Source organism: Serratia grimesii (assembly GCF_900186025.1).
GTDB classification, from domain to species: Bacteria; Pseudomonadota; Gammaproteobacteria; order Enterobacterales; family Enterobacteriaceae; genus Serratia; species Serratia grimesii.
Genome location: NZ_LT883155.1, coordinates 2,319,044 through 2,344,007 on the forward strand (window position 1 = coordinate 2,319,044; position 24,964 = coordinate 2,344,007).

Genomic DNA, 24,964 nt, shown 5'->3' on the forward strand with positions numbered 1-24,964 from the left:
ATCAGCAGCAAATGTGGCGCAAATGCAAACCAACAGCAGGTGTTTGTTGCGCAAATAACCCTTCTGTAAATACAAGTATTGCAGAAGGTTAGTTTGACGTGATGATTTCCCACAACGTACCGGCAGCCAAACAGAAGCAACCACTCGCGGTATTCGCGGGGATCGTGACGGTTTCACCGGCGAGCACTATCTGGGTGTCACTGCCTACAGTGAATTCAAACTCGCCCGAGACTACCCGTGTTTGCAAGGCGTGGGCGCGTTTTTGCAGCTGGCCGAAGGCGCCGGCGTCGAATTTTACTTCTGTGGCACGGGCGCCGTTGTTCATTATCCCTTGTCGGCGGGTGAGGCCGTTGTCGAGCTTCTCAAACGAAGTCTCTGCGGTAAATGTCAGCATGGGATCTGTCCTGATAAGGTTTTCGCCTTGATGATACAGTTTGCGATGGCAGAAGCTAAAGTATGGGATCGCGCTGGCGAGTTAACAATAGGGTGAGTGTTGAGCTGATAGGGCAAGTTTGAGAAAACAACGCTTTGGTGCGTCCGAGTGGACTCGAACCACCGACCCCCACCATGTCAAGGTGGTGCTCTAACCAACTGAGCTACGGACGCACTGCACTGCTTTAGAAATTTGGTGCGTCCGAGTGGACTCGAACCACCGACCCCCACCATGTCAAGGTGGTGCTCTAACCAACTGAGCTACGGACGCACTGTACTGCTCAGGAATTTGGTGCGTCCGAGTGGACTCGAACCACCGACCCCCACCATGTCAAGGTGGTGCTCTAACCAACTGAGCTACGGACGCATCTTTTCCTGTCTGTCATGGCTGACAGCGGGGACGAATATTAACGAGCTACCCGCTTGCTGGCAAGGAGAAAAACGTAATTTTATCCGGTATTTCACGCGATTGCTGCGCTTGTGTGCAGTGCGGTGGTTTTTTCTGCAAACTCTGGCCATGAAGCCGTCGGCCGGTTTAGCGACCGGCCGACGGTGATGTTTAGCGAGTCGAGCGTTGCAAGATGAGTGCGGCCGGTTGTCTTTGCAGCCAGCGCATACGCAAGGCCATCATAATGGCGGCAAAGGTGAGGCCAATGATAAACCCAATCCAGAATCCGCTTGGTCCCATTGCCGGTACAACGATATCGGTTAGCGCCAACAGATAACCACTCGGCAGACCCAGCACCCAATAAGCGATAAAGGTGATGAAGAAGATCGAACGGGTATCTTTATAACCGCGCAGAATACCGCTGCCAATCACCTGTATGGAGTCGGAGATCTGATAAATTGCCGCCAACAGCATCAGGTGTGACGCCATGGCCACAACGGCTGGGCTGTCGTTGTACAGCAAGGCAATGTGTTCGCGGAAGGTGGCGGTAAACAGCGCGGTACAGCAGGCCATCAAGATACCGACGCCGATCGACGCATAGGCGGCAATGCGTGCGCCTTCAACCGATCCTTCACCCAGTCGATAACCAACGCGAATAGTGGCACTGACGCCCAGTGACAGCGGCAAAACGAACATCAGGGCGCTGAAGTTCAGTGCAATCTGGTGCCCTGCGACGGAAACAATGCCGAGCGGTGACACCAACAGGGCAACAATCGCGAACAGCGTGACTTCAAAGAACAGAGCCAACGCAACCGGCAGGCCAATGCCGAACAAGCGTTTTATCGCTGGCCAGTCTGGTCGTTTGCTGCTGCCTTCGTGCGGTATAATATCGCGCTGCGACGGTGCTCGTCGGACGTACCACCGCATCGCCAGGAACATAAACCAGTAGACGCTTGCCGTTGCCACACCGCAACCGACGCCACCCAGTTCCGGCATACCGAACTTACCGTAGATGAAGATATAGTTGATCGGGATGTTGACCAACAAACCGAGAAAGCCAATAACCATACCGGGTTTGGTTTTTGACAGCCCCTCACATTGGCCACGTAGGACCTGGAAGAACAGATAGCCTGGCGCCCCCCACATGATGGCGTGCAGATAACCTACGGCTTTGTCTGCCAGCTGTGGATCAATGTTGTGCATCATGTCGATAACAAACTTGCTGTTATACAACACAGTAATCACCAGCACAGAGACGGCTCCAGCCAGCCAGAAACCTTGACGGACCTGATGGGCGATACGATCGCGTCGACCTGCACCATTAAGTTGTGCAATTACTGGTGTCAGTGCGAGCAACAAGCCGTGGCCGAAGAGAATGGCCGGCAACCAGATAGAGGTACCGACGGCTACGGCGGCCATATCTGTGGCGCTGTAAGCACCGGCCATGATGGTATCGACTACGCCCATTGCGGTTTGCGATATTTGCGCGATGATTACCGGGATTGCGAGGGCCAATAAGCTACGCGCTTCAATTAAGTACTTCTGCACGCATACACCTTTTCTATTTATTTATGATGAAGGGAAGGGTCGTCGCGAAAGGACAACAATTAAAAATAGCGGAATTTTGTCAAAAATATTGTACCCGCTCGGCGTCGTTAAGCAAATGCTGCGATGAAATAGTTATTAAATGCGCAGGCGCAGATTTTTTGTCGCCTCGGGTTTGGTTTTCCTCGCCAACTGGGGCAAACTGCCTCAAGCGCTTTAAACATTGTAGAAAGAAGAGGCCCACATGTTCACCGGTATCGTACAAGGCACCGCGCCGCTGGTCGCCATTGATGAAAAATCCAACTTCCGCACTCACGTTATCGATATGCCTACTGAACTGCTGCCAGGGCTAGAACTCGGGGCATCGGTGGCGCATAACGGCTGCTGCCTGACCGTCACTGCGGTGGAAGGCAACCGCGTCAGCTTTGATCTGATCAAAGAAACGCTGCGTTTGACTAACCTCGGTGATCTGGTGTTGGGGGATGTTGTCAACATTGAGCGGGCAGCCAAATTTAATGATGAAATTGGCGGTCACCTGATGTCCGGCCATATTATCTGCACGGCGGAGGTGGCCAAGATTTATACCTCTGAGAATAATCGCCAGGTGTGGCTGCGGATGCCAGACGCCGAATTGATGAAATACGTTCTGCATAAAGGCTTCATTGGCATCGATGGTATTAGTCTGACCATAGGTGAAGTCGTGAATAATCGTTTTTGCGTACATCTGATCCCGGAAACGCTGGAACGCACCACGCTGGGTAAAAAACGCCTGGGTGATAAGGTGAATATTGAGATCGACCCGCAAACACAGGCGGTGGTGGACACCGTTGAGCGTGTTTTAGCGAGCCGTGAAGCGGCGATGGCGGCGGCGAGCGCGCTGTCGCAGAAGATCTGACGGACGACAAACCAGAGAGGAGCAAACGCGTGAAGTTTTATGGGAAAACGTTGATGTTAACGGCGCTGTTGGCGCTGAGTGCTTGTAGCAGTTCGCCTGAACAGGGCGCAGCCAACCCGGCCGTGGACGCAGAAAATGATACCTGCGGTGCGGCACAGTATCAGAGCTATGTAGGTAAACCGCTGTCAGCGCTTGAAGGTGTGCGGATTGACTCACAGGTGCGCGCTATTCCGTATAACTCAGCAGTTACGATGGACTTTAATCTGCGCCGTCTGAACTTCCTGGGTGACAGTGATGATAAAATCATCCGCGTTTATTGCGGCTGATACCTATTAGGTCATCAAGGTATGAAAAGAACCCCGGCTGATTTACCGGGGTTTTTTATTGCGCAGTGTTATCGCGGAACGCGGATACCACCTTCAACGCCTTTCGGGCTGAATACCACCTGCCACAGTTGAATATCCCGCGCGCGAAATGCGCCGGCACAGGCGTTCAGATAATAACTGAACATGCGTTCGAAGCGATCGGAATAACGTTGGGCGAGTTCTGGCCACGCTTGTTTGAATCGCTCGTACCATGCCATCAGCGTGCGATCATAATCAGCGCCAATATTATGCCAGTCCTCCATCACAAAATGCCCTTCGCTGGCTTGGGCGATATGGGTAACGGAAGGCAAACAGCCATTCGGGAAGATATATTTGTTGATCCACGGGTCAACATTCATATCTGTCCGATTCGAACCGATGGTGTGTAGCAGGAATAAGCCGCCCGGTTTTAAATTACGCTCAACAACATTGAAGTAGGTGCGGTAATTTTTGGGGCCGACGTGCTCAAACATGCCGACAGAAACGATACGGTCAAACTGTAGGTGCAAATCGCGATAATCTTGCAGCAGAATTTCGACGTCCAGCCCGGCACAGCGCTCTTGCGCCAGCTTTTGTTGCTCGGCAGAAATGGTTACGCCCACCACGGACACGCCAAAGTTTTTTGCTGCATAGGCGGAAAGCCCACCCCAACCGCAGCCGATATCCAGCAAACGCATACCCGGTTGTAGCTGCAGTTTTTCGCAAATCATCCGCAGCTTGGCATCTTGCGCCTCTTCCAGCGTAGTTGCCTCTTTCCAGTAGGCGCAGGAATACTGCATATAAGGATCGAGCATCTGCGTAAACAGGTCGTTCCCCAGATCGTAATGCTCTTTACCGACAATCCAGGCGCGTTTTTTCGATTGCAAATTGGTTAATCGCGCAGCGGCAATTCGGAGAGTATCTTTTAGATGGCGGGGGAGTTTCTTTTCCAGACCGGCGCGGACAACATGTTGAAAGAATATATCCAGCCGTTCACATTCCCACCAACCGTCCATATAGCTTTCGCCAAGGCCGAGAGAACCCTCCTGTAGAACGCGTTTAAAAAAATCGGGGTTTTTAATCTGAATATCGAAAGGGCGTGAGCCGTTTATTTCAATACCGGCCATGCTGAGCATTTCATGAGCGATACGGTACCATTGGTTGTCCTGGATGCTCACATCTTCTATACACGATGAACTCATAGCTTCTCCATCACCTTCTTCTGACTTATGACCCGCCAAAAAATAGCTTAGACAAATTCTGCGGGTGCATACGTTTACCTACGGTAAAAAGTCCCGTGGCGTCTGATATCCGACTATGAACAGAGGAAAATTTTAAGAAGGTTCCAGCGCAAGAAACGCGGGAAAGACAATCCTTAAAAAAGTGTGACGCCATGCGCGTACACAACAGCAATTTGTGATAAAGAAATTATAAAAGTGTTATTTTAAAAGGTCGTTTTGAGTATAGGCTTGCCGAGGCGCTTACTCAACTGTAAATCGCACTCGGCAAAAATATTCTTTAAGTGATTATTAATAATGACAATTATGACGCAGAGTTAGCATGTTCCTGTCGCGTTGTCTGACTGTCATCCACCACTTTACCGCGTTGCAGCATATAGCCCATTCCAGCCAATACTACCGTCGACACCATCACCGTGACTGTTGCCAGCAGGGGTTGGGCAATAAATGCCGAAACCAGCATACTGGCGACAAAACACAGGCCCAACTGCAAGGTGTTTTGCAGGGCTGCGGCTTTACCTGTGCCTTCTGGGAATGGCGTTAGCGCATTCGCCACTACGATTGGGTAGGTGGCTCCGTTGACCAATGCCATCACGCAGAACGGAATCAACAATGTGGTCAGTGTCGGCTCAGTCAGCGTGGCAACCAAGTACAGAGACACCATACTCACACCATAAGCTACCAGCAGCCACGGCAGTAACGTGTTGCCATTAATGCGATTTAATGCGGTACGGCAGCCATAACCCCCTAATAAGAAGGCAAGGGTCTGCGGTACATAACTCAGGCCAATATCATTTGGGCTGTACCCCATATCACCAAGAATAAACGGTGAACCGGTCAGCCAGGCAAAAAATCCGGCCGAACAGGCGGCAAAGATGGTGACGTTCCCGCTAAAGGCCGGTGATTTCAACAGTTGCAGGAAGGTCAGGCTGTTTTTCTTTTCGGTGGTGGGTGCCGCCTTGGCGCTTTCTTTCAATAGCAGGGTAGGCAGCAGCAGTATAACGGTGATGCCCAGCAGCACGGCGAAAATAGCGCGCCAACCCATATGGTTTAACAGCCATGCCCCGACCAGCGGTGCCAGTGCGGGTGAAAGCGCCACCAGTGGCATAATAGTGGCGAAAACACGGTTTGCCTTACCTTCACGGTAACGGTCAATGACGAGCGCTTGCCAGGTGACCGCGGCGGAACAAACCCCAATGGCCTGGATAAAACGCAGCGACCAGAGCTGAACGGCATTCTCTACCCACAACATGCCCAGGCAACCCAGGGCAAACAGGGCCAGACCAATCAATAGTACGGGCTTGCGGCCAAGGTGATCGGAAAGCGGGCCCCAGAGTAATTGTGCAAAGGCAAAGCCGGCCAGGAAGATACTCAGGCTGGCGCTGATCGCCCCGGCAGAAATTTGCAGGTCTTGCTGCATCACACCAAAAGCGGGCAAGTACATGTCGGTAGCCAGGTAACCCAGCATACTCAGACCGGCAAGATAGAACATAAAACCAAAGGAATTTCGCATGGTATTTCTCGTTAATATTTTATTGTCGCAGGTTTTTAGCGCCGGCAAGTGTATCCGGCTGGATCTCTGCTTGTGAAACGGTAATATTTGCAAAGTGCTGTTAAAAAAATTGAAGGCAAAACCATGTGGTCTGAATATTCTCTGGATGTAGTGGATGCTGTTGCCCGAACCGGTAGCTTTAGCGCAGCGGCGCAGGAATTGCATCGGGTACCCTCAGCGGTAAGTTACACCGTGCGGCAACTTGAGCAATGGCTGGCGGTACCGTTGTTTGAGCGTCGTCATCGTGATGTGGAGCTGACGCCTGCGGGTGTGCTATTTATTCAGGAAGCGCGTGGTGTCATCAAAAAAATGCTCGACACCCGACGGCAGTGTCAGCAAGTAGCCAACGGCTGGCGTGGTCAGTTGAAGATTGCCGTAGATATTATCGTCAAGCCACAGCGTTGCCGTCAGTTGGTGTTGGATTTTTATCGGCATTTTCCTGACGTTGAATTATTGGTTCAGCCAGAAGTGTTTAATGGCGTGTGGGATGCATTGGTGGATGGCCGTGCTGACATGGCGATAGGTGCGACGCGGGCCGTGCCGGTCGGTGGTGGGTTTGCCTTTCGCGATATGGGCGACATGCGTTGGTTATGCGTCGCCAGCCCCCAGCACCCGCTGGCCGCTTTAGAGGGGTTACTGAACGATGACCAGCTCCGGCCTTTCCCGTCACTGTGTCTGGAAGATACCTCACGTAATCTCCCCAAGCGGGTCACCTGGACACTGGATAACCAACGGCGGTTGGTAGTGCCGGACTGGGCGTCGGCGGTGGATTGCCTGTGCGCCGGATTGTGTGTGGGGATGATGCCCGCACATCAGGTCTTGCCGTTAGTAGAACGTGGGGAACTGGTAGCGCTACAGTTGCAGCAGCCGTTTCCTGCCAGCCCCTGTTGCCTGACATGGCAGCAAAATACGCCATCACCGGCGATGGCCTGGCTATTGGACTATTTAGGCGACAGCGAAACGTTGAATCAGGAATGGTTAAGTGAAGTGACGCCGGAAACCGCAGTGGCTTCCGGCGTGAATGACTAACGGCGGTAATCGATAAACGGACCGTCAGCAACCGAACGGCGCTCAACCAACTTAGGATGAACCTCGATCACCTGTGACTCTTCACGCTTGCTGATGATGCGGTCCAATAACATGGTGAATGCCATCTCACCCAAGCGCTCTTTAGGTTGATGAATCGTGGTCAGTGCCGGGGTGAAATAGCGCGCATTGCGCACGTTATCATAGCCAATGACCGAGATATCTTGCGGCACGCGTAGCCCAAGCTCATCGGCGGCACAGATAGCCCCCATTGCCATGATATCGCCGCCACAGAATACCGCGGTTGGACGCTGCTTCTGCGACAGTATCTGGTGCATGGCCTTGTAGCCGGATTCTGGCTCAAAGTCACCCTGGACGACCCACTCGTCGCGCACGTCGATATTGGCTTCTTCCATGGCTTTTAAGAAGCCCTGATGGCGTCCGCCCCCAGTGTTACGCGCCAGTTGGCCGGGAATGGCACCGATATCGCGGTGTCCGCGCTCGATCAGATAACGTCCAGCCAGATAGCCACCTTCGAAGGCATTATCAATGATGGTATCAGTAAAATCACCGCGTGCTGCGCCCCAGTCCATCACGACCATCGGGATGTTGCGATAATCTTCCAACATGCCGAGCAATTGGTCTGGGTATTCTGAACACATCACCAACAAGCCATCGACGCGCTTTTGCGCCAGCATCGCCAGATAGGCGCGCTGTTTGTCCAAATTGTTGTGCGAGTTACACAGAATCAGCGTATAGCCTTTGCTGTAGCAACTGTTTTCTACCGCTTCGATCACTTCAGCAAAGTAGGGCGCTTCACTAGAGGTTGCCAGCAGACCAATCGATTTGGTGTGATTGACCTTCAGACTGCGCGCCACAGCACTGGGTGAATAATGCAGCTCTTTAATCGCGGCACCCACGGCCGCTTTTGTCTCTTCGGCGACGAAACGAGTCTTATTGATGACGTGCGAAACGGTGGTGGTGGAAACGCCAGCGCGTTTGGCCACATCTTTAATCGTTGCCATGTAAAGAATGACTCCTGAACTCACATGTTGCAGTATGTAAGTGTGATGTTAATCGTTTGCCTGCGTAGATCCTTCTCCAAAGAAGCGAAAACTGAGTTTTTAGTGTGTTGAAGTCGTCAGCGCTTGGTCAGGAGGGGCATTTTGCCGGTACACAGTTGTGAACTGCGAATTTTGTCCCATATTGAGCAAAAGGGGAAGAGGTAATCGGTATTATAAACCGGGAAATGATAACAAGATTTTATTGGCCAACTGTGTGAAAATGGTTTGACGCATTAATTGTGTGCCTTTTATCCTTGGGAAAACCAATCTGAAAAGGAGTTGTAATGGATACCGATCTGAAAATGTCACTGTTCACCACTGTCTGTGCGCTGGCCGTGATTATTGCTTTTAGCTTCACCGCAGCATTGAACTGATCCCCGAAGTAAAAACAGGCGCAGCTTAGTGCGCCTGTTTGCCTCAACCCGCGTTATGCCAGGTTTTTCTCCACAAATGCCCAGTTAACCAATGCCCAGAAATTCTCCAGGTAGGTCGGGCGTGCGTTGCGGTAATCGATATAGTAGGCGTGTTCCCACACGTCGACGGTCAGTAACGGTTTGTCTTCACCGGTCAGCGGCGTACCAGCGTTCGACGTATTAACAATAGCCAGCGAGCCGTCAGCCTTTTTCACCAGCCAGGTCCAGCCGGCGCCAAAGTTTTTGATTGCAGCCTCGCTAAATTGCTCTTTGAAGGCGGCGAAAGAACCAAACGCCTGATTGATAGCGGTAGCCAATGCGCCCTGAGGCTCACCACCGCCCTGTGGCGATAAGCAGTGCCAATAGAAGGTGTGGTTCCATACCTGAGCGGCATTGTTGAAAATGCCGCCACTGGACGCCTTGATAATCGCTTCCAGAGATAACCCGTCAAACTCGCTACCTTTCAGCAAATTGTTCAGATTGACCACATAGGCGTTGTGATGCTTACCATAGTGGTATTCCAGTGTTTCTGCTGAGATGTGGGGTTCGAGAGCGTTTTTCTCATACGGTAGTGCAGGTAGTTCAAACGACATTGCTTCCTCCTTATACAGGATCCATCCGGTACTCAATTACCTGGGTAACAGGTTGGCCTGTTTTTATTGTGGGTATTTAGCTTAGCAATTTTCGCAATAAAAATCAGTGATGAGTCTGAGAAAGGTACAGGTACGGCAGTAAGCGTTGGAGAATTAAACCGAAGAGAGCGGCTGGTAAGGCCAGCCGCAGAACGAATTATCGAATGGTTTTCGGTGTCACTACACGGCGTGCGCCGATGTAATGGTTTTGCCAGTAGTCATTGTCGAGCTGGCTGATACGAATTTCTTCACCGGTGCGCGGAGACTGAATAAATTTGCCGTTGCCCAGATAGACACCTACATGGTCGGCTACGCCGCGATTGTTAATGCGGAAGAACACCAGGTCACCACTTTCCAATTCATTTTTCTTGATCGGTGCGGCGTCACGCAGGTGATACATTTCGTTAGCGGTGCGTGGCATTTTGATTTTTACCACGTCTTTATAGGCGTAATAAATCAGACCGCTGCAGTCAAAACCGGTTCTTGGTGAAGTACCGCCCCAGCGGTAAGGTTTGCCCATTTGGTCCATCAGCTTGGCCATCGCGGTTTGCTTGGCGTGCTGGTAGCGTTTCTTATGTGCTGGGGTGAGCTTCAGCGGTTTTTCATCACGTGCCAATTTAGCGGTTGCCATACCGGCTTCACGATGACGACCATAGCCTTTTTTGTAACCCTTTTTCGGCGGGGTCACTTTGATTTTGGCGATTTGTTGAGTTTTGTGTTTCGATTTGGCGCTGACGATCTTTTTAGCGGCTTTTTCTGTTTTGGCTTTGGGAACCTTGGCTGTTTTTTGCGGGGTGGTGACTTTTACTTTTTTGCTGCTAGCCTTAACCGCTTTCTTTTTCTTACGGTCATCTGGCCGGGCTTCGTTTACGTGGCTCTTGCGCTGCTCAGCGGCAATACGCGCCTGTGGCGCTGCGTGCGCCAAATTGAAGAATAGCTGTGTAAACAACAGCACAAAAAGCGTAAGAATTAAACGCATGTCGACGTTACCAACCTTGGCCCCGGAACAGATATCGAAAGAATGACAGTATTCCCGAATTTCGCCATATAAAACAGCGAAGAACTCATAAATGATAATCCATATTGTGAGAAAACGTTAATGGCATTTTTTTTGCCGAAAAATCAAACCGTTAATGTATAAAAAACCAACAGAAAACGCGTGGGGAATAATTAAACGACGTGTTTTGGTGAAAAAATATATTAGTGAAATGGCCAGATTAAAAATGTTATTCTGTCCATATGTTTTGGTCGGAAAGGCCTTGCCGGTGATACGCGACTGACAATGGGGAATGCCCTTGCAAAAGATGGCGTTTTCTTGTGACGGTTTCAGCCGCTACAATAGCCCGTGTGATGCATGTTGTAGCCATGAGATTTGGCTTGAGGAAGCAATATAATGACGACGACGATTGAAAAAATTCAGCACCAGATCGCTGAGAACCCAATTTTGCTGTACATGAAAGGTTCACCGAAATTGCCAAACTGTGGTTTCTCCGCACAAGCCGTGCAGGCATTGTCTGCCTGTGGCGAGCGTTTTGCCTACGTTGACATTTTGCAGAACCCGGACATTCGTTCCGAGTTACCGAAGTATGCCAACTGGCCGACGTTCCCACAGCTGTGGGTCGACGGTGAGCTGGTCGGTGGCTGTGATATCATCATGGAAATGTATCAGCGTGGCGAACTGCAGCAGCTGATTAAAGAAACGGCAGAGAAGTACAAACAGCAGGAAGACCAGCAGCCATAACAGGCTTGGTTTTATTGTTGGACGAGATCGGGCGGTGCCAGCTAATACTGGGCCGCCCGATTTTTTTCTCTAAACGCGTCGTTTTTCTGCTGCTGTGTACAACGTTCTTGCAACAGCAGAGAACGTTGTCCGCCAGGCCGTGATATGTAATTTAGATATCTTCGTCGGTATTGGTGGCCGCTAGAGGCCAGCCACCAAGGCGCTTCCAGCGGTTAACCAGTTCACAGAACAACTGAGCAGTTTGCTCTGTGTCATATAATGCTGAGTGCGCTTGGGCGCTATCGAATGGAATGTTGGCGGCAATACAGGCTTTAGCCAGCACGGTTTGCCCGAGTACCAGTCCGCTCAATGCTGCAGTGTCAAAGGTGGCGAACGGATGGAAAGGGTTGCGTTTCAGACTGGCGCGTTCCGCCGCGGCCATCAGAAAGCTGTGATCAAAATTGGCGTTGTGCGCCACAATAATCGCTCGGTTACAGCCCCGGTCCTTAATACCTTTGCGCACGGCTTTGAAAATAGCGTGCAGCGCATCGTGCTCGCTGACGGCACCACGCAACGGGTTACTGGGATCGATGCCATTAAAGGCCAGCGCTTCTGGTTGCAGATTCGCGCCTTCAAAAGGTTCCACGTGGAAGTGCAGGGTTTCGTCCTGCTGCAACCAGCCGTTCTCGTCCATTTTTAACGTCACAGCGGCAATTTCCAACAATGCGTCAGTTTTGGCATTAAATCCGGCGGTTTCTATATCTATGACTACGGGGTAAAACCCACGAAAACGGCCACTCAGGGCGTTAAGATCACTTTTTTCGGCCATCAGTTTCTTATCTTCATCGAATGCAGCGCGCATTATGGCAAATTTTGCGCCCGGTTGCAGGCGGTTATCACGCGGATAAAAACAAGGGCGCAAAAAGCGCCCTTGTTGATCGATCTCAGTGGCCGAGACCATGGCCTGCGTGTTTATTCTCGATCAGCTCAATCTTGTAACCATCTGGGTCTTCAACAAAGGCGATGACCGTGGTGCCACCTTTGACAGGGCCGGCTTCGCGGGTGACTTTGCCGCCGGCTTTACGGATGCTGTCACAAGTCGCAGCTACATCGTCAACACCCAGTGCCAGATGACCGAACGCGGTGCCCATTTCGTAGCTGTCGGTGCCCCAGTTATAGGTCAGCTCAATCACCGCTCCTTCGCTTTCATCGGTATAGCCCACAAACGCCAACGAGTATTTGTATTCAGGGTTCTCGCTGGTACGCAGCAAGCGCATGCCTAATACCTTGGTATAGAAGTCGATGGAGCGTTGTAAATCACCGACGCGGATCATGGTATGGAGTAAGCGCATAATTCCTCTGATTGGATGTGCCGTTGCCAACGGCGGATGGATTGAAGCGAAATCCAGTATAGCGTTGCCGCATAAAGGATTTCAATGTACGCCACGGTAGGGCGCACAATGCGCCTATAGTGACATTGTCACTTATTATGACTGCGAGGAGATAAACGCACACTTTGTCGCCGAAAGGATCCTGAAAATCGCTACTATAAGCATTGTGAAGCACCGTGCGGCCTGACAGCGAAGTAAAGCCTGGGTTGGACTGGGTTAGTTCATTAATTAGGATCTTGTTTATATGGTTGTTTATTTTTCCAGTGTTGATTTACTCCCCTTGCTGGAGGAGCCAACAAATGGATGAAATGCTGATACTGGTTGATGCCGAGGACAACGTTATTGGTTCGCAAACCAAAATGCTGGTGCATCAGCAGGGTTTACTGCACCGGGCATTTTCAATATTTATATTTGATAGCCAAGGGCGTTTGCTGCTGCAGCAGCGGGCTTTCAGTAAATATCACTCGGCTGGTTTATGGACCAACAGTTGCTGCGGTCACCCACGATGGGGAGAGCAAACGGTAGCAGCAGCGCAACGTCGGCTGCATGAAGAAATGGGCTTCAGCAGTGAATTGCAGCAGGTAGCCAGTTTTACTTATCGTGCAGAGGTTCCAGGCGATTTAATTGAGCACGAGTTCGATCATATTTACGTGGGGCTATTTAACGGCGAACCGCAGGGGCATCCTGCAGAAGCGAATAGTTGGTTGTGGATTGACCTTCAGCAATTGACGAATGAGATGCAACGTAATCCAGGTGAATTTACCGTTTGGTTTAGAACAATAATGGAAAATGTCGATGCCAGTGAAATAGCACGCTGGGCGGCTCTGGTGGCCCGTTAAATTCATCTCTGAAGATTGCTCTACCTATGCTCACCAACACGGTCAGTTCAGCAAGGCGCGCATTCATCGATATAAAAATGGGCCACATTTGTTATGTGGCCCATTTATTTTATGCGTCTTATTTTTCAGATAAGAAAGGGTAGTCGGTATAACCCTCAGCACCACCACCGTAGAAGGTAGCAGGTTGCGGTTCGTTCAGTGCCGCATTTTGTTTGAGACGCTCAACCAAATCAGGGTTGGCAATATAGCTGCGTCCAAAGGCTACCGCATCGATAAAGCCTTTAGTGATCAGCTCTTCTGCTTTTTCAGCAGTGTAAGCACCCGCGCCGACAATCACCCCTTTAAAGTGGGCACGTACCGAGTCGCGGAATGCATCGGAATAAGGTTTACCACCAGCCCAGTCCGGTTCGGAAATGTGCAGGAAAGCAATGTTACGTTTGTTCAGTTCTTCAACCAGGTACAGCGCTGCGTCTTCCTGATCTTCACCGTTATCCAGGCCGTTAAACGGACCCAGTGGTGAAATACGGATACCGACATGTTCTGAACCCCACTCAGCAATGCTCGCATCAACCACTTCTAAGGTCAGGCGAGTGCGGTTTTCAATGCTACCACCGTATTGATCGGTACGCTGGTTAGATGCTGGAGCCATAAACTGGTGCAGCAAGTAGCCGTGCGCGGCGTGCAGTTCGATAAAGTCGAAACCGGCTTCACGTGCGTTGGCGGTTGCCTGGCGGAAATCGTTAATGATGCCTGGAATTTCTTCGGTTTCCAGCGCGCGTGGAGTAGAGGTTGGGACACGCACCCAGGCACCTGTTTCGTCACGTACGGTGGTGCGGGTTTCTGCATTGATCGCAGATGGGGCAACTGGGGCTTGCTGGCCCGGTTGCAGGCTGTTATGGGAAATACGGCCCACGTGCCACAGCTGAACGGCGATATGGCCGTTTTTGTCGTGTACGGCCTGGGTGATCTTTTTCCACGCGGCGATTTGTTCTGGAGTATGCAGCCCTGGTGCACCGGCATAGCCTTTCGCCTGGAAAGAGATCTGGGTTGCTTCAGTGACGATCAATCCCGCACTGGCACGTTGGGCATAATACTCTCCCATTAGAGGGGTAGGAATATCGCCCGGTTCAATGCTGCGCAGACGCGTCAGTGGGGCCATAAACACGCGGTTCGGCAGAGTTACAGCGCCAACCTTCAATGGGGAGAACAACTTTTCAATCTTCATAGCACATCCTATATTAATAGACCGGTCGACTAGTAACGGGCGTAGAATTGCCCAACAGGGTAATCCTTGGTAAATCCATTGTTGTTTGTTTAGGGTTGCGCTGGGCGCAACAATAACTCAATACTTTCCAGCGCGCTGGTCAGCGGGGCTAACGAGCGGCGGATTTTGGCGCGCAGTGAAGCACCAAGCCACAGTGAATACAACGTTTCTGCCGTTGCCGCCGGGCTCATGGCAATTGACAGTGAGCCCTCACGAATACCACGTTCAATGGCGTCCTGCAGATGGCCAATCACCCGGGCTGTGCCCGTTTCCAACGCATGGCGCATAGGCTCTGACAAATCGCTCACCTCAGCGGATAGCTTTACCGCAAGACAGGCGTTATGGCATTCGCTGCGGCAATGGTAGCTAATCGCCTGGGCGTAATAACTCAGCAACTGGTGGCGAGCATCCGTTTTATCATCGGCGAACAGCTGCTGCATTGCTGCATCATAGTGTTCGAAATAACGCTGTAGCATTGCTTCACCAAAGACTTCCTTCGAGCGGAAGTAATGATAAAACGAGCCTTTCGGCACACCCGCCGTTGTCAGTAGTTCACTCAATCCCATGCCGGTAAAACCGAGGCGCAGGCTGAGCGTCTCGCCAGTAGCGAGCAAATGTTCACGGGTATCTGTGGGGCAATGCGCATGTTTAGTCATAATGGATGCTAGCATAATAGACCGATCAGTCTAGGTCAATAACAATAAAAAAACCGGCGTAAAAACGCCGGTGACGATGAAGGGTATTTTGCCCGAGCGGGGCGCAAAAGTTAAGCCTTTATGCCCCAGTGCGGCAGCGTTGCAGGATATCCAACTGCGGCTGGTATTCACGCGTTTGTACGTTCAGCATGCCGATCATGGTGTGGAACAGGTTATCTTGTGAGACGTCATCTTTCTCAGCCAGGGTGCTCAGGCACTGACGGTCAACCTTGAAGTTGCGCTCATAGTCAGCGGACATCCACATCAGGAAGGGAACATGGGTCTGCTGGCTTGGGGCGAAGACATAAGGCGTACCGTGCAGATACATGCCATTTTCACCCAGTGATTCACCGTGGTCAGAGAGATACACCAGCGCCGTGTTGAACTTGTCGCTGTGTTTTTGTAGAAGTTTGATGGTGTCGTCCAACATGGCATCGGTATACAGCAGGGAATTGTCATAAGTATTCATCAACTGCTCATGCGTACAATCCTGGATCTGATTACTGTCGCAGGTTGGCGAGAATTTCTGGAACTCTGGCGTACTGCGGCGGTAATAAGCTGGCCCGTGGCTGCCCATCTGATGCAACACAATCACGCCATCGTCTTTCAGGCCGTTGATATAGTCGTTCAGTTTGTACAACAACACATTATCCATGCAGACGTCACCGTCACAATCCTGCGGTAGTTTCATCTTGGTCATGTCGACATGTGGTACGCGATCGCAGGCTCCTTTGCAACCCCCATCGTTTTCACGCCACAGTACGTTAACACCGGCATGTGCCAGTACATCAAGCATGCCTTCCTGATGCGTCGCCAGAGTCGCATCGTAATCCCTGCGCGGCATGTTGGAGAACATGCAGGGCACGGAAATCGCGGTTTCAGTCCCACAAGAGCTGGCGTTTTTAAAGTACACCACGTTGTCCTGCTTAAGACGTGGGTTGGTTTCACGGTCATAGCCGCCGAGTGAGAAGTTTTCAGCTCGCGCAGTTTCTCCCACGACCAGAATCACCAGCGTTTTCTTTTGCTGACCAGCGATCAACGGCCCTTTACGTGCATCTTCACCGATTTTCACCAGCGGGAGATTCCGAGTGAAATAACGTTGCTGAGTAAATTTGATGGTGCCGGAAACGAAGTTCGACGGCGTCAGCATTTTCACCACGCTTTTGTTATTACGGATCAACGACGCGTAATCTTTATAAAACAGCGCGGCGATAATCAGGATCACCACCACGGAAAGCATCACATTGGCGGCGCGTAACCCAACCATATACCACCATGGGCGCGTTTGACGGATATGGGTAAAGCAGACAAGGATCGCAGGCAGAATGCCCAGCAGAGCCAACCATAACCCCATGCGAGGCGTTAACAGCGCAGTGGCTTCCTGCGGGTTGGTCTCGAAGGCGTTCTGCATCATATTGCCATCGATCACCACGCCATAGCTGTACATAAAGTAGTTCGCAGCGGCACTGCCGAGCAGGAAAAAGATCATCAGCGGTTTACGCAGGAACGGTACCGTCAGCACGCTGAAAATAATATTCAGCGCACAGAAAATCACGACCGGCATGGTAGCGGCGAAAATAACGCTGTGGACGTTATCGAAGGTGATATACGACCAGGCTTTATGAAGGAATAACGCGTTTTGGAACAGAGTGAAGAACAAGGCGCAGGTGAGGATAAAACCTAAGCTGTTGCACTGTAAGCGTTGACGTAACCACATTGCCAAATCTAAATCCTGATATTGAGTAATGCGCTGAAATTTACAGGATGAAACTTAAGAAAACCTTAGAGATTCAGAAAGGTGGCGAGGTTGTTTACTTTTGGTTTAGGTAGGGAGATGCCAGACCCTGAGGTCTGGCGATGCGATTAATAAGCGGCGGTAAACTGTGCTTTGATAAACTGCGGTTTTTCGATCTCATCGATAATGGCTACAGACAGATCTTCAACCGAGATGCCGGCGGGTGCCTGGCCGTTCATCAATAATTTAGTGGTGCCAAGACGGAACTGGCCGGTGCGTTTGCCGGGCTCCAGTAATGCTGCTGGGGACAGGTAGGTCCAGTCGAGTGACGATTCATTACGCAGTTTGTTACGTAAGTCACGCACGGCCAGTGCACCTGGGCGGATATTGTCCGGAAACTCTGGGGTATCGACCAACTCAAGACCAGGTGCAACTTCCAGGCTGCCGGCCCCGCCAACCACCAACAGACGTTTGACACCTGATTTTTTCACTGCGTCCAGGATCTGCTGCGCGCCTTTGCTGGTTTTGTCGTACAGGTTGTCTTCAGCCCAACCCGGGTTATAGGCGCTGATCACTGCATCTTGACCGGCTAACTGTTTCGCCAGCCATTCTGTGTCGGCCACATCGCCCAAGGCAACAGTCAGGTTGGCATTGTCCGGTAAGTCTTTTTGCTGACGGGCAATGGCGGTGACGTGCAATCCACGGGCAAGTGCTTCCTCTACCACGCGACGACCTACAAAACCGGTTGCTCCAATAATGGCTACTTTCATCTGTTTGCTCCTGTCAGGAATACGTTCAGTGCGAAGTGTCAGGCCAGGTTGACCTGAGCAGGTGTATACACTGTAGTACTTAACAATAGCGCTGATTAGTGCCATATTCATGCTTTCTTGATTAAGTAAAACTTCATAATCATGGATAAATTGAATCGAATGGCAGTATTTGCCACTGTGGTGGCGGAGGGGTCGTTGGCTGGCGCAGCGCGGCGACTGGGCATGACGCCATCGGCGGTCAGCCAGCATATGCGTTCACTGGAAAAAGTGCTTGGCGTACCTTTGTTGCACCGTTCTACGCGACGGTTGGCGCTCACCGAGGCGGGGGCCGCCTTTTATCCTGGCTGTGAGGCCATGCTGTTTCAGGCGCAGCAGGCCGAACAACGGTTGGCAGAGCTGCGCGATACGCTGGTGGGAGAGCTGCGTATTGCCACCACCATTGGTATCGGCGGGCGTCCGCTGGCAGAAGCCATGGCACCGCTGTTACAAGCGCATCCCAAGCTGACGTTAAAGGTGCTGGCGGATGACCGAATCATCGATATGATCGAACATCGGATCGATATTGCACTGCGGGTTAATCGTCAACTGGCGGATGCCAATATGATCGCCCATCCATTGGCTGAATGGCCTATGGTACTGTGTGCTGCACCGCGTTATCTCAGTCAGCATGGCGTACCGGAGACACCACAGGATTTGGTGCAACACCGTTGGATCTCCGGTGCTTTCAGCGGTGCGCACTTGGATTTACACCACCAAGGGGGTCAGCAGCTTAAATTGCGTCTGGCGGAAGGGCAGATTGTTAGCGACAGTATGAACGTGATGCGCGCCTTTACTCGCAGCGGTCTGGGGATCTCGATTCAACCACTCTATGAAATTGAGGATGAACTGCAACGCGGCGAACTGATACAGCTGATGCCAGAGTGGCGACCTGCACCGTTACGGTTGCATGCGATGACGTTGGAGCGGGCAATGCCGGAGAAAACACGCCAGGCGCTGCGGTATCTACGCGATTATTTTCACCGTCATGCCGAAAAGTCACTTGCCAGCAGCAGCGATGGCGTCTTCAATTAGCTTAAGAACGCAGGAGGACGTGTGCCGCAGCAGCTTGAGTTTTTTGACATTCCCAGCCCGTGTCGTGGTATTTGCCAGGCCGATGAACGCGGTTTTTGCCGTGGTTGCCTGCGCAGCCGCGAGGAACGCTTTGGCTGGATGCAAATGAGCGATGCGCAAAAGCGTGACGTGCTGCGCTTGTGCCACCAGCGCTTCCTGCGCATGAAGCGTGCCAATAAACAGCCTGATGATCCGCAACCCGAACAACCGTCATTGTTCTGACGCATTCCTGATCTGCCGCACGTAAGCGCGGCTTTCCGCTTCCCACTGCGTTATCTGCTTGTGTATGCTGGCTTTAAACAATGTCATGAGGTTTCAATAATGGTAAACCGTATTCAACTTGCGCCGCAGGGGCCTGAATTTTCTCGCATGATTTGCGGATATTGGCGTTTGATGGAGTGGGGCATGTCACCGCAACAGTTGCTGGCTTTCATTGAGCAACATATCGAACTGGGGGTGACGACTGCCGATCACGCTGACATCTATGGTGGCTATGCGTGTGAACAAGCCTTTGGTGAAGCGATGCGCCTTAAGCCTTCGTTGCGTCAATCGATGGAGCTGGTGTCAAAATGCGGTATCGCGACCACTGCTAAACCGGGCAATCCCATTGGACACTACATTACTGAGCGTGAACATATCGTTGGCAGCGCGGAGCAGTCATTGGCGAATCTGCACACCGATTATCTTGACCTGTTACTGATCCACCGCCCAGACCCACTGATGGATGCTGATGAAGTGGCTGAGGCCTTTGTGGCGTTGCACAAAAGCGGCAAAGTCCGCCACTTCGGGGTTTCCAACTTCACACCAGCACAATTTACATTGCTGCAATCACGTTTACCTTTCTCGCTGGTAACCAATCAACTTGAAATTTCGCCGATCCACCAGCCAAGTATTCTTGATGGAACCTTGGATCAGTGCCAGCAGCTGAGAATCAAACCCATGGCGTGGTCTTGTCTGGGGGGCGGCCGTCTCTTCAATGATGCTGAGTTCCAGCCACTGCGTGACGAATTGCAGACCGTTGCGCAGGAAATTGGTGCAGATACGATTGAACAGGTCGTTTACGCTTGGGTTATGCGCTTGCCATCTGCACCGTTACCGATCATCGGCTCCGGCAAGATTGAACGCGTGCGTTCGGCGTTGAAGGCGCAAGCGTTGACGCTCAATCGCCAGCAGTGGTTCCGCATTCGTAAAGCGGCACTGGGCTACGACGTCCCATAATCGTTGGCAAGAAAATGGGCAGCAAGGCTGCCCATATTTTTACGCCAAAACGACCTGTCCGTCCGACAAGCTGTTCAACCCAAGCCCGACGAGCGTGACTGTATTGCCGCCAAAGTTAAACACCAGATTGTCGTTCACTTCGGAAACAAAATCGCGGTAATCACCGCCCGAACTGCTGCCTGGTGTCCCCATAAAGACCAGTTTGTCTTGCGCCTGATAGCCATAAATCTGATCTTGGCCAAAGTTGCCACTGAACAAGAAGGTGTTGTTGCCACCCTGACTGTGCATGATGTCATTGCCAGCGCCCCCGACAAACACGTCATTGCCTTTGCCGCCGAACAGTTGGTCATCCCCATCAAGACCGAATAACCAAGAGCCTGTGTCTTTCGCAGTCAGGATGTCATTGGTTGCGCCCCCTTTTTCCGAGCTGGCATAAGCAGTCAGCCCTTTATCGGAGAGCAACCCGTTGTCGGTGACCTGATGAGCAACGTCTTTGGTGAAAATTAGCAGGGATGACTCCGTGCTTTTCAGCGTATTAATCGATGTTGCCAGAGTGATATCGCCGTTAGTGTCGCGTAAGTAGAGGGTATTACCGTCGTAGGCAACTTCAGTCTTTTTTAAGGCGTGTTGCAGATCCAGCGTGTTATTGCCTTCTCCGCCGGAAATGATGTTAAAGCCGCCACTGTCGCGGAATGTGTCATTGCCGGCGCGGCCTTCAAGATAATCATTGCCTGCACCGCCCTTGATTAAATCATTGCCGTCACTGCCAACAATAAATGTCGGACCGCTGTGTTTTTCCGCGTTGCGGTTGAGATCCTCTACCCAGGTATTGCCACGCGTGACATCGGAGAGGTTAGAGACGATCACTGTCGAATCTTTACTGGTCAGAGAATAAAACTCGGAGTTCAGCACCCGCATTAACGCATCCTGATAAAAGAATGGCAGATGAGATAGCCAGGTTGGAACATTCAGAATGGAGAAGGGCAGGATATTCCAGGCTGCAGAGGCGTAGTGATCGTTAAAGTTAACGATATTATTGGTGGCAGATTCTTGTGGTGCATCGTGTACACCTAACGTGGATGGTGTGAGCGTTGACCCGTCAAGCGCGCGAAATACAGGGTCGTTTTCGTAACCGATGTTAATCACTTTGCCGCCCGTCTCGTATTGCGTCGGGGAGGCAAAGGCCACATAGCTCGATTGTGAATAGAAACCGCCCCAATTGCTGTCGCTGAGCGCTGCCATGCTGTTCACTGCCAATCCGCCAAGACTATGGCCGCTGATCGTCACATCGTCACCGCTAAGACCGTGCGCCTGGGCAAATTTGGCCACATCGGCCAATAGGGTGCCAAAGGCTTTCAGGCTGTAGTTGTCCGCGTAACCCTTTGGTCCGAACCCGGCCAGCACGTCATTGATCAAGTCACCAATAGTATCGGTGATTAACGATTCTCGCGGGCCACTGGTGCCACGAAAAGCAATGCCAATACCGGTGAGATGACCTGCGTCGTCATATTTTCCCAGCACCTCGGCTTGGGCTGTGGTATAGCCCAGCGTCTCTCCATAATAGGTACCTCGGGAATCTGTCTTTCCCTGGTAACCTAATTGATCAGCGCCAATCAAAGACCAACCGGCGTTATTTACCGCTGCCAGTGCTGCCTTTTCCGAATCAGGATTCCACGGAATACCGGGCAACCCGCCCTGTGATTGTGTGCTGCCAATCAACGCTGTCACCAGCGTTAACGGCAAGCCCAATCCAAAACCGGTAGTGTGGTAGCCTTCGTCAAAACCATTATCGATATTGTGATAGGCATAGGTAGAAATCGCCATGGCATCGGTAAATAACACTTTGGATTTCGCCTCATCGAGGCCTTGATAATTAAAGATTCCCATATCAGTTCCTTATGAATTTGCTGCATTGCCGGGTTAATCTTTGAATAGCCTTTGCAGCGAGTGCAGGTAAGCAGAGTGTATCCAACGACATCTGGTCAGAGGACCGACATCGGTAGAATTATTATTAGTATGAATTATTAATAATGCGAATTTGATGGTCGAAATTGTGCCTATTTTGAGTGGTGGCGTCACACATTCCCCTATACTGAATACTCACAGCTATTCAAAGGAGATTGATTAATGAAACATTATTGGTATGCGGCCTTCGGCCTAATGGCCTGCGGAGTCGCTCAGGCGGCGACGGTAGATGTTGACATGAATCTGGTGACCGGGCAGGGAATTGGCCAGGAGATTGGTAAAGTGACAATCAGTGAAACGCCTTACGGCCTGATGTTTACACCGCAACTAAAAGCGTTGCCGCCTGGCGTGCATGGTTTCCATGTACATGAAAATGGCAGTTGTGAGCCAGGCATGAAAGAGGGCAAGGCGGTTGCTGCGCTGGCAGCGGGCGGGCACTTTGACCCACAAAAAACCGGCAAGCACCTTGGCCCCTATGCCGACGGTCATTTGGGCGACCTGCCGGCTATTTACGTGACGGACGACGGTATGGCTACATATCCGGTGCTAGCGCCACGGCTGAAAAAAATCAGCGAAATAACCGGCAAGGCATTGATGGTGCATGCGGGTGGCGATAATAATGCCGACCATCCGAAACCTCTGGGCGGCGGCGGGGAACGCTTCGCCTGCGGTGTCATTAAATCATAATGTCGGTTAATGGGCGGCGGGCACCGCGGTTGCCGTGTCTGTTGGGGTAATCGCCTGTTGTAACTGTTGCAATGAGCAGTACAGCCGCCAAATGAGTCCGGCAAGATCGCGTGCCGCCTGATCCGGGTGGTGCGCTAGTGCGTTGCTCATGCGTAGCAACTCCTGCAACGTCGCATCCAGCGAGCTGTGCTGCACACCTTTCTCCGTCATAATGCCTCGCAAGCAGTGAATGCAGACGTCACGCACCGCTGAAAGCGGATCGGATCGAGTCTGCCAGTCACGTAATTGCCAGACAATATGGCTGCAGTTGAGTAACACGACACCCCAGCGTAATAACCAACTACGCGCTTCTTGATCCTGACTTTGATTCAATTGGCTGATGCGGTGATAAATCAGCGATTCAAACTGACTTTCGCTCTGCTGTGGTTTCTTACTCAATTGATCGATAAAGTCGCGCCGCAGGGCACGGATAATTCGCCGGCTTTTGCGTTTGTCCGAACTGGGCCGCAAGATCTGGAATGCCAGACCAGCCAGCAGTACACCAACAATCTTACCGATACTGTCATTAATAAAAGACTGATAATCGTAGCTTGGTGGGTTGGTGACGGAAAGGAAAGAGCCCATAAACACGATCAGTTGGCCCCATAATGCCGCGTAGGATGGATGTTGCAGCTTGAACATCTGCATGGTCACCAATACCGGAAACAGAAACGCGCAGAACAGCCAAAAATCATCAATCTGAATCATCAAACCGAACTTCACTACAAAACAGGCGATCGACAGCAGTAGCACGGCTTTTAACAGCGTCGTGATGCTGTTGATGGGAGAGGGTGTGGAGGAATACAGTACACAGCTGATAGCGATCAGTGTCAGGGCTGAGCTACCCGCGTCCCATTGGGTGTTAATCCAATAGGCGCAGCCGAGGACGATAGATAAGAAGGTGCGCAGGCCGTTATAGGCGGCCTCGTAGCTATCGGTATGACGTGCCAGCGAGGTCACACGCGGGGGTTGGATATCGCTGACAGGTGTTGCACTCTCGAGCCGCAGTAACCAACGGCTACAGTTCAGGTACAACCAACAGAAATGCCGCAGGCGTAGCCAAAAGGCGCGATGGCGGTAATCAGCCGGATCCTGTGGGGCGATCTGCTGCAAGATGCGTGCAAGGCGGTATTTGTCGGTGTCGGGATTACGGAGTTCGGTCAGCAATTGTTCTAAAACAGCCGCCAGATTCGCCGGGCGATCCGGCCAGTTCAGCAGCATACGGCGCAGGCTGGAGATGACGCTGGTAATGCGTAATTGCTGATGCAACATGTAATTGAGCAGGTTATTTTGCCGACGCAACCGGTAGTGACTCCAGAAGGCCTGAATACGCAACAGATTCATGGTCAGAATCTGGCCGATCACCCCTTCATGCGATGTGCGCATTTGCAGGGTGATTTCCGGCTGCCACAACATTGCGGCATGTTCCAGCAAGCGTAAATGCATGCGCCTTAACGAGGTCAACAGTGCTTCACCGTCCGAGGTGCTGGGTAAGATCATCATCATCAGACCGCCACACAGAATACCGGTGATCACTTCACAAACGCGCGCTTGCGCGATATCGAAGATTTGCTGGGTATCCGTCACGTTAACCGTGCTGAATGCAATGATAGCGGCGGTGTAGCCCGCGAGAGCAAAGGCGTAAGAGACGTTGTTCTGATAATGGTTGGAAATGTACGTGCACAGCCCGATCCACGCCGCAATAAACAGGGTGAATAGCCAAGGATCGTTCAGGCAATGCCCGGCGATGGCCACTGACGCTGCGGCGCCCACCAGGCTACCGAAAACGCGCCCAATACTTTTACTTATTACGCCGCCGACAGTGGGAAAACTGACCACCGCCGCCGACGTTAACGCCCAGTAAGGTTCATCAAGATTAAGGACGAATGCCACCCAAAGTGACAGGCACATTGCCAGTGAGTTGCGCAGTGCATAGCGCCATTGACCACCGGTGGCTTTTCCCCAAGGGGTACGGTTCCATTCCAAAAAGGGCAGGTTCACT

General features: G+C 51.6%; 25 protein-coding genes and 3 tRNA genes. 10 read left to right on the plus strand and 18 right to left on the minus strand.

The genetic code is table 11. The features are described from left to right. Positions 1-88 precede the first annotated feature (88 nt). The 5 genes from SGBXF1_RS10955 to SGBXF1_RS10975 all read right to left on the minus strand — a co-directional run bounded on the left by SGBXF1_RS10955 (position 89) and on the right by SGBXF1_RS10975 (position 2,368). Positions 89-394 (minus strand): cupin domain-containing protein, encoded by a 306-nt coding sequence (locus SGBXF1_RS10955; RefSeq protein WP_037418671.1) that lies wholly within the window; start codon positions 392-394, stop codon positions 89-91. A gap of 135 nt (positions 395-529) precedes the next feature. After that, a tRNA-Val gene (locus tag SGBXF1_RS10960) sits at positions 530-606 on the minus strand. Positions 607-626: 20 nt separating this feature from the next. Continuing rightward, a tRNA-Val gene (locus SGBXF1_RS10965) sits at positions 627-703 on the minus strand. A 19-nt stretch (positions 704-722) separates the two neighbouring features. Beyond that, a tRNA-Val gene (locus SGBXF1_RS10970) sits at positions 723-799 on the minus strand. A 192-nt stretch (positions 800-991) separates the two neighbouring features. Beyond that, complete coding sequence (locus tag SGBXF1_RS10975) at positions 992-2,368, minus strand: MATE family efflux transporter (protein ID WP_186428362.1); 1,377 nt, start codon at positions 2,366-2,368, stop codon at positions 992-994. Positions 2,369-2,609: 241 nt separating this feature from the next. Between SGBXF1_RS10975 and SGBXF1_RS10980 the strand changes: the two genes are divergently transcribed. Further along, positions 2,610-3,260: a riboflavin synthase gene (locus SGBXF1_RS10980; RefSeq protein ID WP_037418675.1), complete on the plus strand. Its 651-nt coding sequence runs from the start codon at positions 2,610-2,612 to the stop codon at positions 3,258-3,260. Positions 3,261-3,289: 29 nt separating this feature from the next. After that, positions 3,290-3,586 (plus strand): I78 family peptidase inhibitor, encoded by a 297-nt coding sequence (locus SGBXF1_RS10985; protein WP_186428363.1) that lies wholly within the window; start codon positions 3,290-3,292, stop codon positions 3,584-3,586. Positions 3,587-3,654: 68 nt separating this feature from the next. Here SGBXF1_RS10985 and cfa read toward each other — a convergent pair whose 3' ends face one another. Both cfa and punC read right to left on the minus strand, forming a co-directional pair. Continuing rightward, positions 3,655-4,806 (minus strand): cyclopropane fatty acyl phospholipid synthase, encoded by a 1,152-nt coding sequence (gene cfa / locus SGBXF1_RS10990; RefSeq protein ID WP_186428364.1) that lies wholly within the window; start codon positions 4,804-4,806, stop codon positions 3,655-3,657. A 340-nt stretch (positions 4,807-5,146) separates the two neighbouring features. Further along, positions 5,147-6,355 carry a purine nucleoside transporter PunC gene (gene punC / locus SGBXF1_RS10995; protein ID WP_186428365.1) on the minus strand — a complete coding sequence of 403 codons (1,209 nt, stop codon included), beginning with the start codon at positions 6,353-6,355 and terminating at the stop codon, positions 5,147-5,149. Positions 6,356-6,478: 123 nt separating this feature from the next. On the opposite strand from punC, the gene punR reads away from it, so the two are divergent. Then, on the plus strand, positions 6,479-7,423 hold the full coding sequence (gene punR / locus SGBXF1_RS11000) for a DNA-binding transcriptional activator PunR (protein WP_037418873.1): 945 nt from the start codon (positions 6,479-6,481) through the stop codon (positions 7,421-7,423). On the opposite strand, the gene purR is transcribed toward punR, so the two are convergent. Further along, positions 7,420-8,445, minus strand: coding sequence for an HTH-type transcriptional repressor PurR (purR, locus tag SGBXF1_RS11005; protein ID WP_037418687.1), 1,026 nt, complete (start codon positions 8,443-8,445; stop codon positions 7,420-7,422). The genes punR and purR overlap by 4 nt on opposite strands. A 323-nt stretch (positions 8,446-8,768) precedes the next feature. Between purR and cydH the strand changes: the two genes are divergently transcribed. Further along, entirely contained in the window at positions 8,769-8,858 is a 90-nt protein-coding gene (gene cydH / locus SGBXF1_RS11010) for a cytochrome bd-I oxidase subunit CydH (protein ID WP_004943739.1), read from the plus strand. 53 nt (positions 8,859-8,911) lie between these two features. On the opposite strand, the gene sodB is transcribed toward cydH, so the two are convergent. Continuing rightward, positions 8,912-9,490, minus strand: a complete 579-nt coding sequence (gene sodB / locus SGBXF1_RS11015; protein WP_186428366.1) for a superoxide dismutase [Fe] — start codon at positions 9,488-9,490, stop codon at positions 8,912-8,914. Positions 9,491-9,686: 196 nt separating this feature from the next. After that, positions 9,687-10,508 carry a C40 family peptidase gene (locus SGBXF1_RS11020; protein ID WP_037418692.1) on the minus strand — a complete coding sequence of 274 codons (822 nt, stop codon included), beginning with the start codon at positions 10,506-10,508 and terminating at the stop codon, positions 9,687-9,689. Positions 10,509-10,922: 414 nt separating this feature from the next. Here SGBXF1_RS11020 and SGBXF1_RS11025 point away from each other — a divergent pair, with 414 nt between their 5' ends. Beyond that, on the plus strand, positions 10,923-11,270 hold the full coding sequence (locus tag SGBXF1_RS11025) for a Grx4 family monothiol glutaredoxin (RefSeq protein ID WP_061807546.1): 348 nt from the start codon (positions 10,923-10,925) through the stop codon (positions 11,268-11,270). A 151-nt stretch (positions 11,271-11,421) separates the two neighbouring features. On the opposite strand, the gene rnt is transcribed toward SGBXF1_RS11025, so the two are convergent. Next, positions 11,422-12,111 (minus strand): ribonuclease T, encoded by a 690-nt coding sequence (rnt, locus tag SGBXF1_RS11030; RefSeq protein WP_037418878.1) that lies wholly within the window; start codon positions 12,109-12,111, stop codon positions 11,422-11,424. A gap of 82 nt (positions 12,112-12,193) precedes the next feature. After that, a complete protein-coding gene (gloA, locus tag SGBXF1_RS11035; RefSeq protein WP_037418695.1) occupies positions 12,194-12,601 on the minus strand; it encodes a lactoylglutathione lyase in 408 nt (135 codons plus the stop codon). Positions 12,602-12,939: 338 nt separating this feature from the next. Between gloA and idi the strand changes: the two genes are divergently transcribed. Continuing rightward, positions 12,940-13,479, plus strand: coding sequence for an isopentenyl-diphosphate Delta-isomerase (gene idi, locus SGBXF1_RS11040; RefSeq protein ID WP_186428367.1), 540 nt, complete (start codon positions 12,940-12,942; stop codon positions 13,477-13,479). Between the two features lie 118 nt (positions 13,480-13,597). Here idi and nemA read toward each other — a convergent pair whose 3' ends face one another. The 4 genes from nemA to SGBXF1_RS11060 form a co-directional block, all read right to left on the minus strand. After that, complete coding sequence (gene nemA / locus SGBXF1_RS11045) at positions 13,598-14,704, minus strand: alkene reductase (protein WP_037418701.1); 1,107 nt, start codon at positions 14,702-14,704, stop codon at positions 13,598-13,600. An 89-nt stretch (positions 14,705-14,793) separates the two neighbouring features. Then, a complete protein-coding gene (locus SGBXF1_RS11050) occupies positions 14,794-15,414 on the minus strand; it encodes a TetR/AcrR family transcriptional regulator (protein ID WP_037418704.1) in 621 nt (206 codons plus the stop codon). A gap of 103 nt (positions 15,415-15,517) precedes the next feature. Then, positions 15,518-17,155: a phosphoethanolamine transferase EptA gene (gene eptA / locus SGBXF1_RS11055; protein ID WP_186428491.1), complete on the minus strand. Its 1,638-nt coding sequence runs from the start codon at positions 17,153-17,155 to the stop codon at positions 15,518-15,520. A 146-nt stretch (positions 17,156-17,301) separates the two neighbouring features. Further along, positions 17,302-17,943: an NAD(P)-dependent oxidoreductase gene (locus SGBXF1_RS11060; protein WP_037418709.1), complete on the minus strand. Its 642-nt coding sequence runs from the start codon at positions 17,941-17,943 to the stop codon at positions 17,302-17,304. A gap of 141 nt (positions 17,944-18,084) precedes the next feature. Between SGBXF1_RS11060 and SGBXF1_RS11065 the strand changes: the two genes are divergently transcribed. The 3 genes from SGBXF1_RS11065 to SGBXF1_RS11075 all read left to right on the plus strand — a co-directional run bounded on the left by SGBXF1_RS11065 (position 18,085) and on the right by SGBXF1_RS11075 (position 20,271). Then, positions 18,085-19,014, plus strand: coding sequence for a LysR substrate-binding domain-containing protein (locus tag SGBXF1_RS11065; RefSeq protein ID WP_037418712.1), 930 nt, complete (start codon positions 18,085-18,087; stop codon positions 19,012-19,014). A gap of 21 nt (positions 19,015-19,035) precedes the next feature. Continuing rightward, positions 19,036-19,275, plus strand: a complete 240-nt coding sequence (locus SGBXF1_RS11070; RefSeq protein WP_037418715.1) for a DUF1289 domain-containing protein — start codon at positions 19,036-19,038, stop codon at positions 19,273-19,275. A gap of 99 nt (positions 19,276-19,374) precedes the next feature. Beyond that, entirely contained in the window at positions 19,375-20,271 is an 897-nt protein-coding gene (locus SGBXF1_RS11075) for an aldo/keto reductase (protein WP_186428368.1), read from the plus strand. Positions 20,272-20,310: 39 nt separating this feature from the next. Here the strand turns inward: SGBXF1_RS11075 and SGBXF1_RS11080 are convergent, their stop codons facing one another. Continuing rightward, positions 20,311-22,158 carry a polyurethane esterase gene (locus tag SGBXF1_RS11080; RefSeq protein WP_186428369.1) on the minus strand — a complete coding sequence of 616 codons (1,848 nt, stop codon included), beginning with the start codon at positions 22,156-22,158 and terminating at the stop codon, positions 20,311-20,313. 240 nt (positions 22,159-22,398) lie between these two features. Between SGBXF1_RS11080 and sodC the strand changes: the two genes are divergently transcribed. Continuing rightward, positions 22,399-22,923: a superoxide dismutase family protein gene (gene sodC, locus SGBXF1_RS11085; RefSeq protein WP_037418725.1), complete on the plus strand. Its 525-nt coding sequence runs from the start codon at positions 22,399-22,401 to the stop codon at positions 22,921-22,923. A gap of 6 nt (positions 22,924-22,929) precedes the next feature. Here the strand turns inward: sodC and SGBXF1_RS11090 are convergent, their stop codons facing one another. Continuing rightward, entirely contained in the window at positions 22,930-24,963 is a 2,034-nt protein-coding gene (locus SGBXF1_RS11090) for an FUSC family protein (protein ID WP_130380459.1), read from the minus strand. Position 24,964: the final 1 nt, after the last annotated feature.

Bases quoted from the DNA above. Each gene is read 5' to 3' on its own strand.
- SGBXF1_RS11020 (WP_037418692.1), bottom strand. From the start codon at position 10,508: ATGCGTTTAATTCTTACGCTTTTTGTGCTGTTGTTTACACAGCTATTC.
- SGBXF1_RS11060 (WP_037418709.1), bottom strand. From the start codon at position 17,943: ATGAAAGTAGCCATTATTGGAGCAACCGGTTTTGTAGGTCGTCGCGTG.
- punC (WP_186428365.1), bottom strand. From the start codon at position 6,355: ATGCGAAATTCCTTTGGTTTTATGTTCTATCTTGCCGGTCTGAGTATG.
- SGBXF1_RS11025 (WP_061807546.1), top strand. From the start codon at position 10,923: ATGACGACGACGATTGAAAAAATTCAGCACCAGATCGCTGAGAACCCA.
- SGBXF1_RS11050 (WP_037418704.1), bottom strand. From the start codon at position 15,414: ATGCTAGCATCCATTATGACTAAACATGCGCATTGCCCCACAGATACC.
- sodC (WP_037418725.1), top strand. From the start codon at position 22,399: ATGAAACATTATTGGTATGCGGCCTTCGGCCTAATGGCCTGCGGAGTC.
- SGBXF1_RS10955 (WP_037418671.1), bottom strand. From the start codon at position 394: ATGCTGACATTTACCGCAGAGACTTCGTTTGAGAAGCTCGACAACGGC.
- sodB (WP_186428366.1), bottom strand. From the start codon at position 9,490: ATGTCGTTTGAACTACCTGCACTACCGTATGAGAAAAACGCTCTCGAA.
- cfa (WP_186428364.1), bottom strand. From the start codon at position 4,806: ATGAGTTCATCGTGTATAGAAGATGTGAGCATCCAGGACAACCAATGG.
- eptA (WP_186428491.1), bottom strand. From the start codon at position 17,155: ATGTGGTTACGTCAACGCTTACAGTGCAACAGCTTAGGTTTTATCCTC.
- punR (WP_037418873.1), top strand. From the start codon at position 6,479: ATGTGGTCTGAATATTCTCTGGATGTAGTGGATGCTGTTGCCCGAACC.
- rnt (WP_037418878.1), bottom strand. From the start codon at position 12,111: ATGCGCGCTGCATTCGATGAAGATAAGAAACTGATGGCCGAAAAAAGT.
- idi (WP_186428367.1), top strand. From the start codon at position 12,940: ATGGATGAAATGCTGATACTGGTTGATGCCGAGGACAACGTTATTGGT.
- gloA (WP_037418695.1), bottom strand. From the start codon at position 12,601: ATGCGCTTACTCCATACCATGATCCGCGTCGGTGATTTACAACGCTCC.
- SGBXF1_RS11075 (WP_186428368.1), top strand. From the start codon at position 19,375: ATGGTAAACCGTATTCAACTTGCGCCGCAGGGGCCTGAATTTTCTCGC.
- purR (WP_037418687.1), bottom strand. From the start codon at position 8,445: ATGGCAACGATTAAAGATGTGGCCAAACGCGCTGGCGTTTCCACCACC.
- SGBXF1_RS11065 (WP_037418712.1), top strand. From the start codon at position 18,085: ATGGATAAATTGAATCGAATGGCAGTATTTGCCACTGTGGTGGCGGAG.
- nemA (WP_037418701.1), bottom strand. From the start codon at position 14,704: ATGAAGATTGAAAAGTTGTTCTCCCCATTGAAGGTTGGCGCTGTAACT.
- cydH (WP_004943739.1), top strand. From the start codon at position 8,769: ATGGATACCGATCTGAAAATGTCACTGTTCACCACTGTCTGTGCGCTG.
- SGBXF1_RS11080 (WP_186428369.1), bottom strand. From the start codon at position 22,158: ATGGGAATCTTTAATTATCAAGGCCTCGATGAGGCGAAATCCAAAGTG.
- SGBXF1_RS10980 (WP_037418675.1), top strand. From the start codon at position 2,610: ATGTTCACCGGTATCGTACAAGGCACCGCGCCGCTGGTCGCCATTGAT.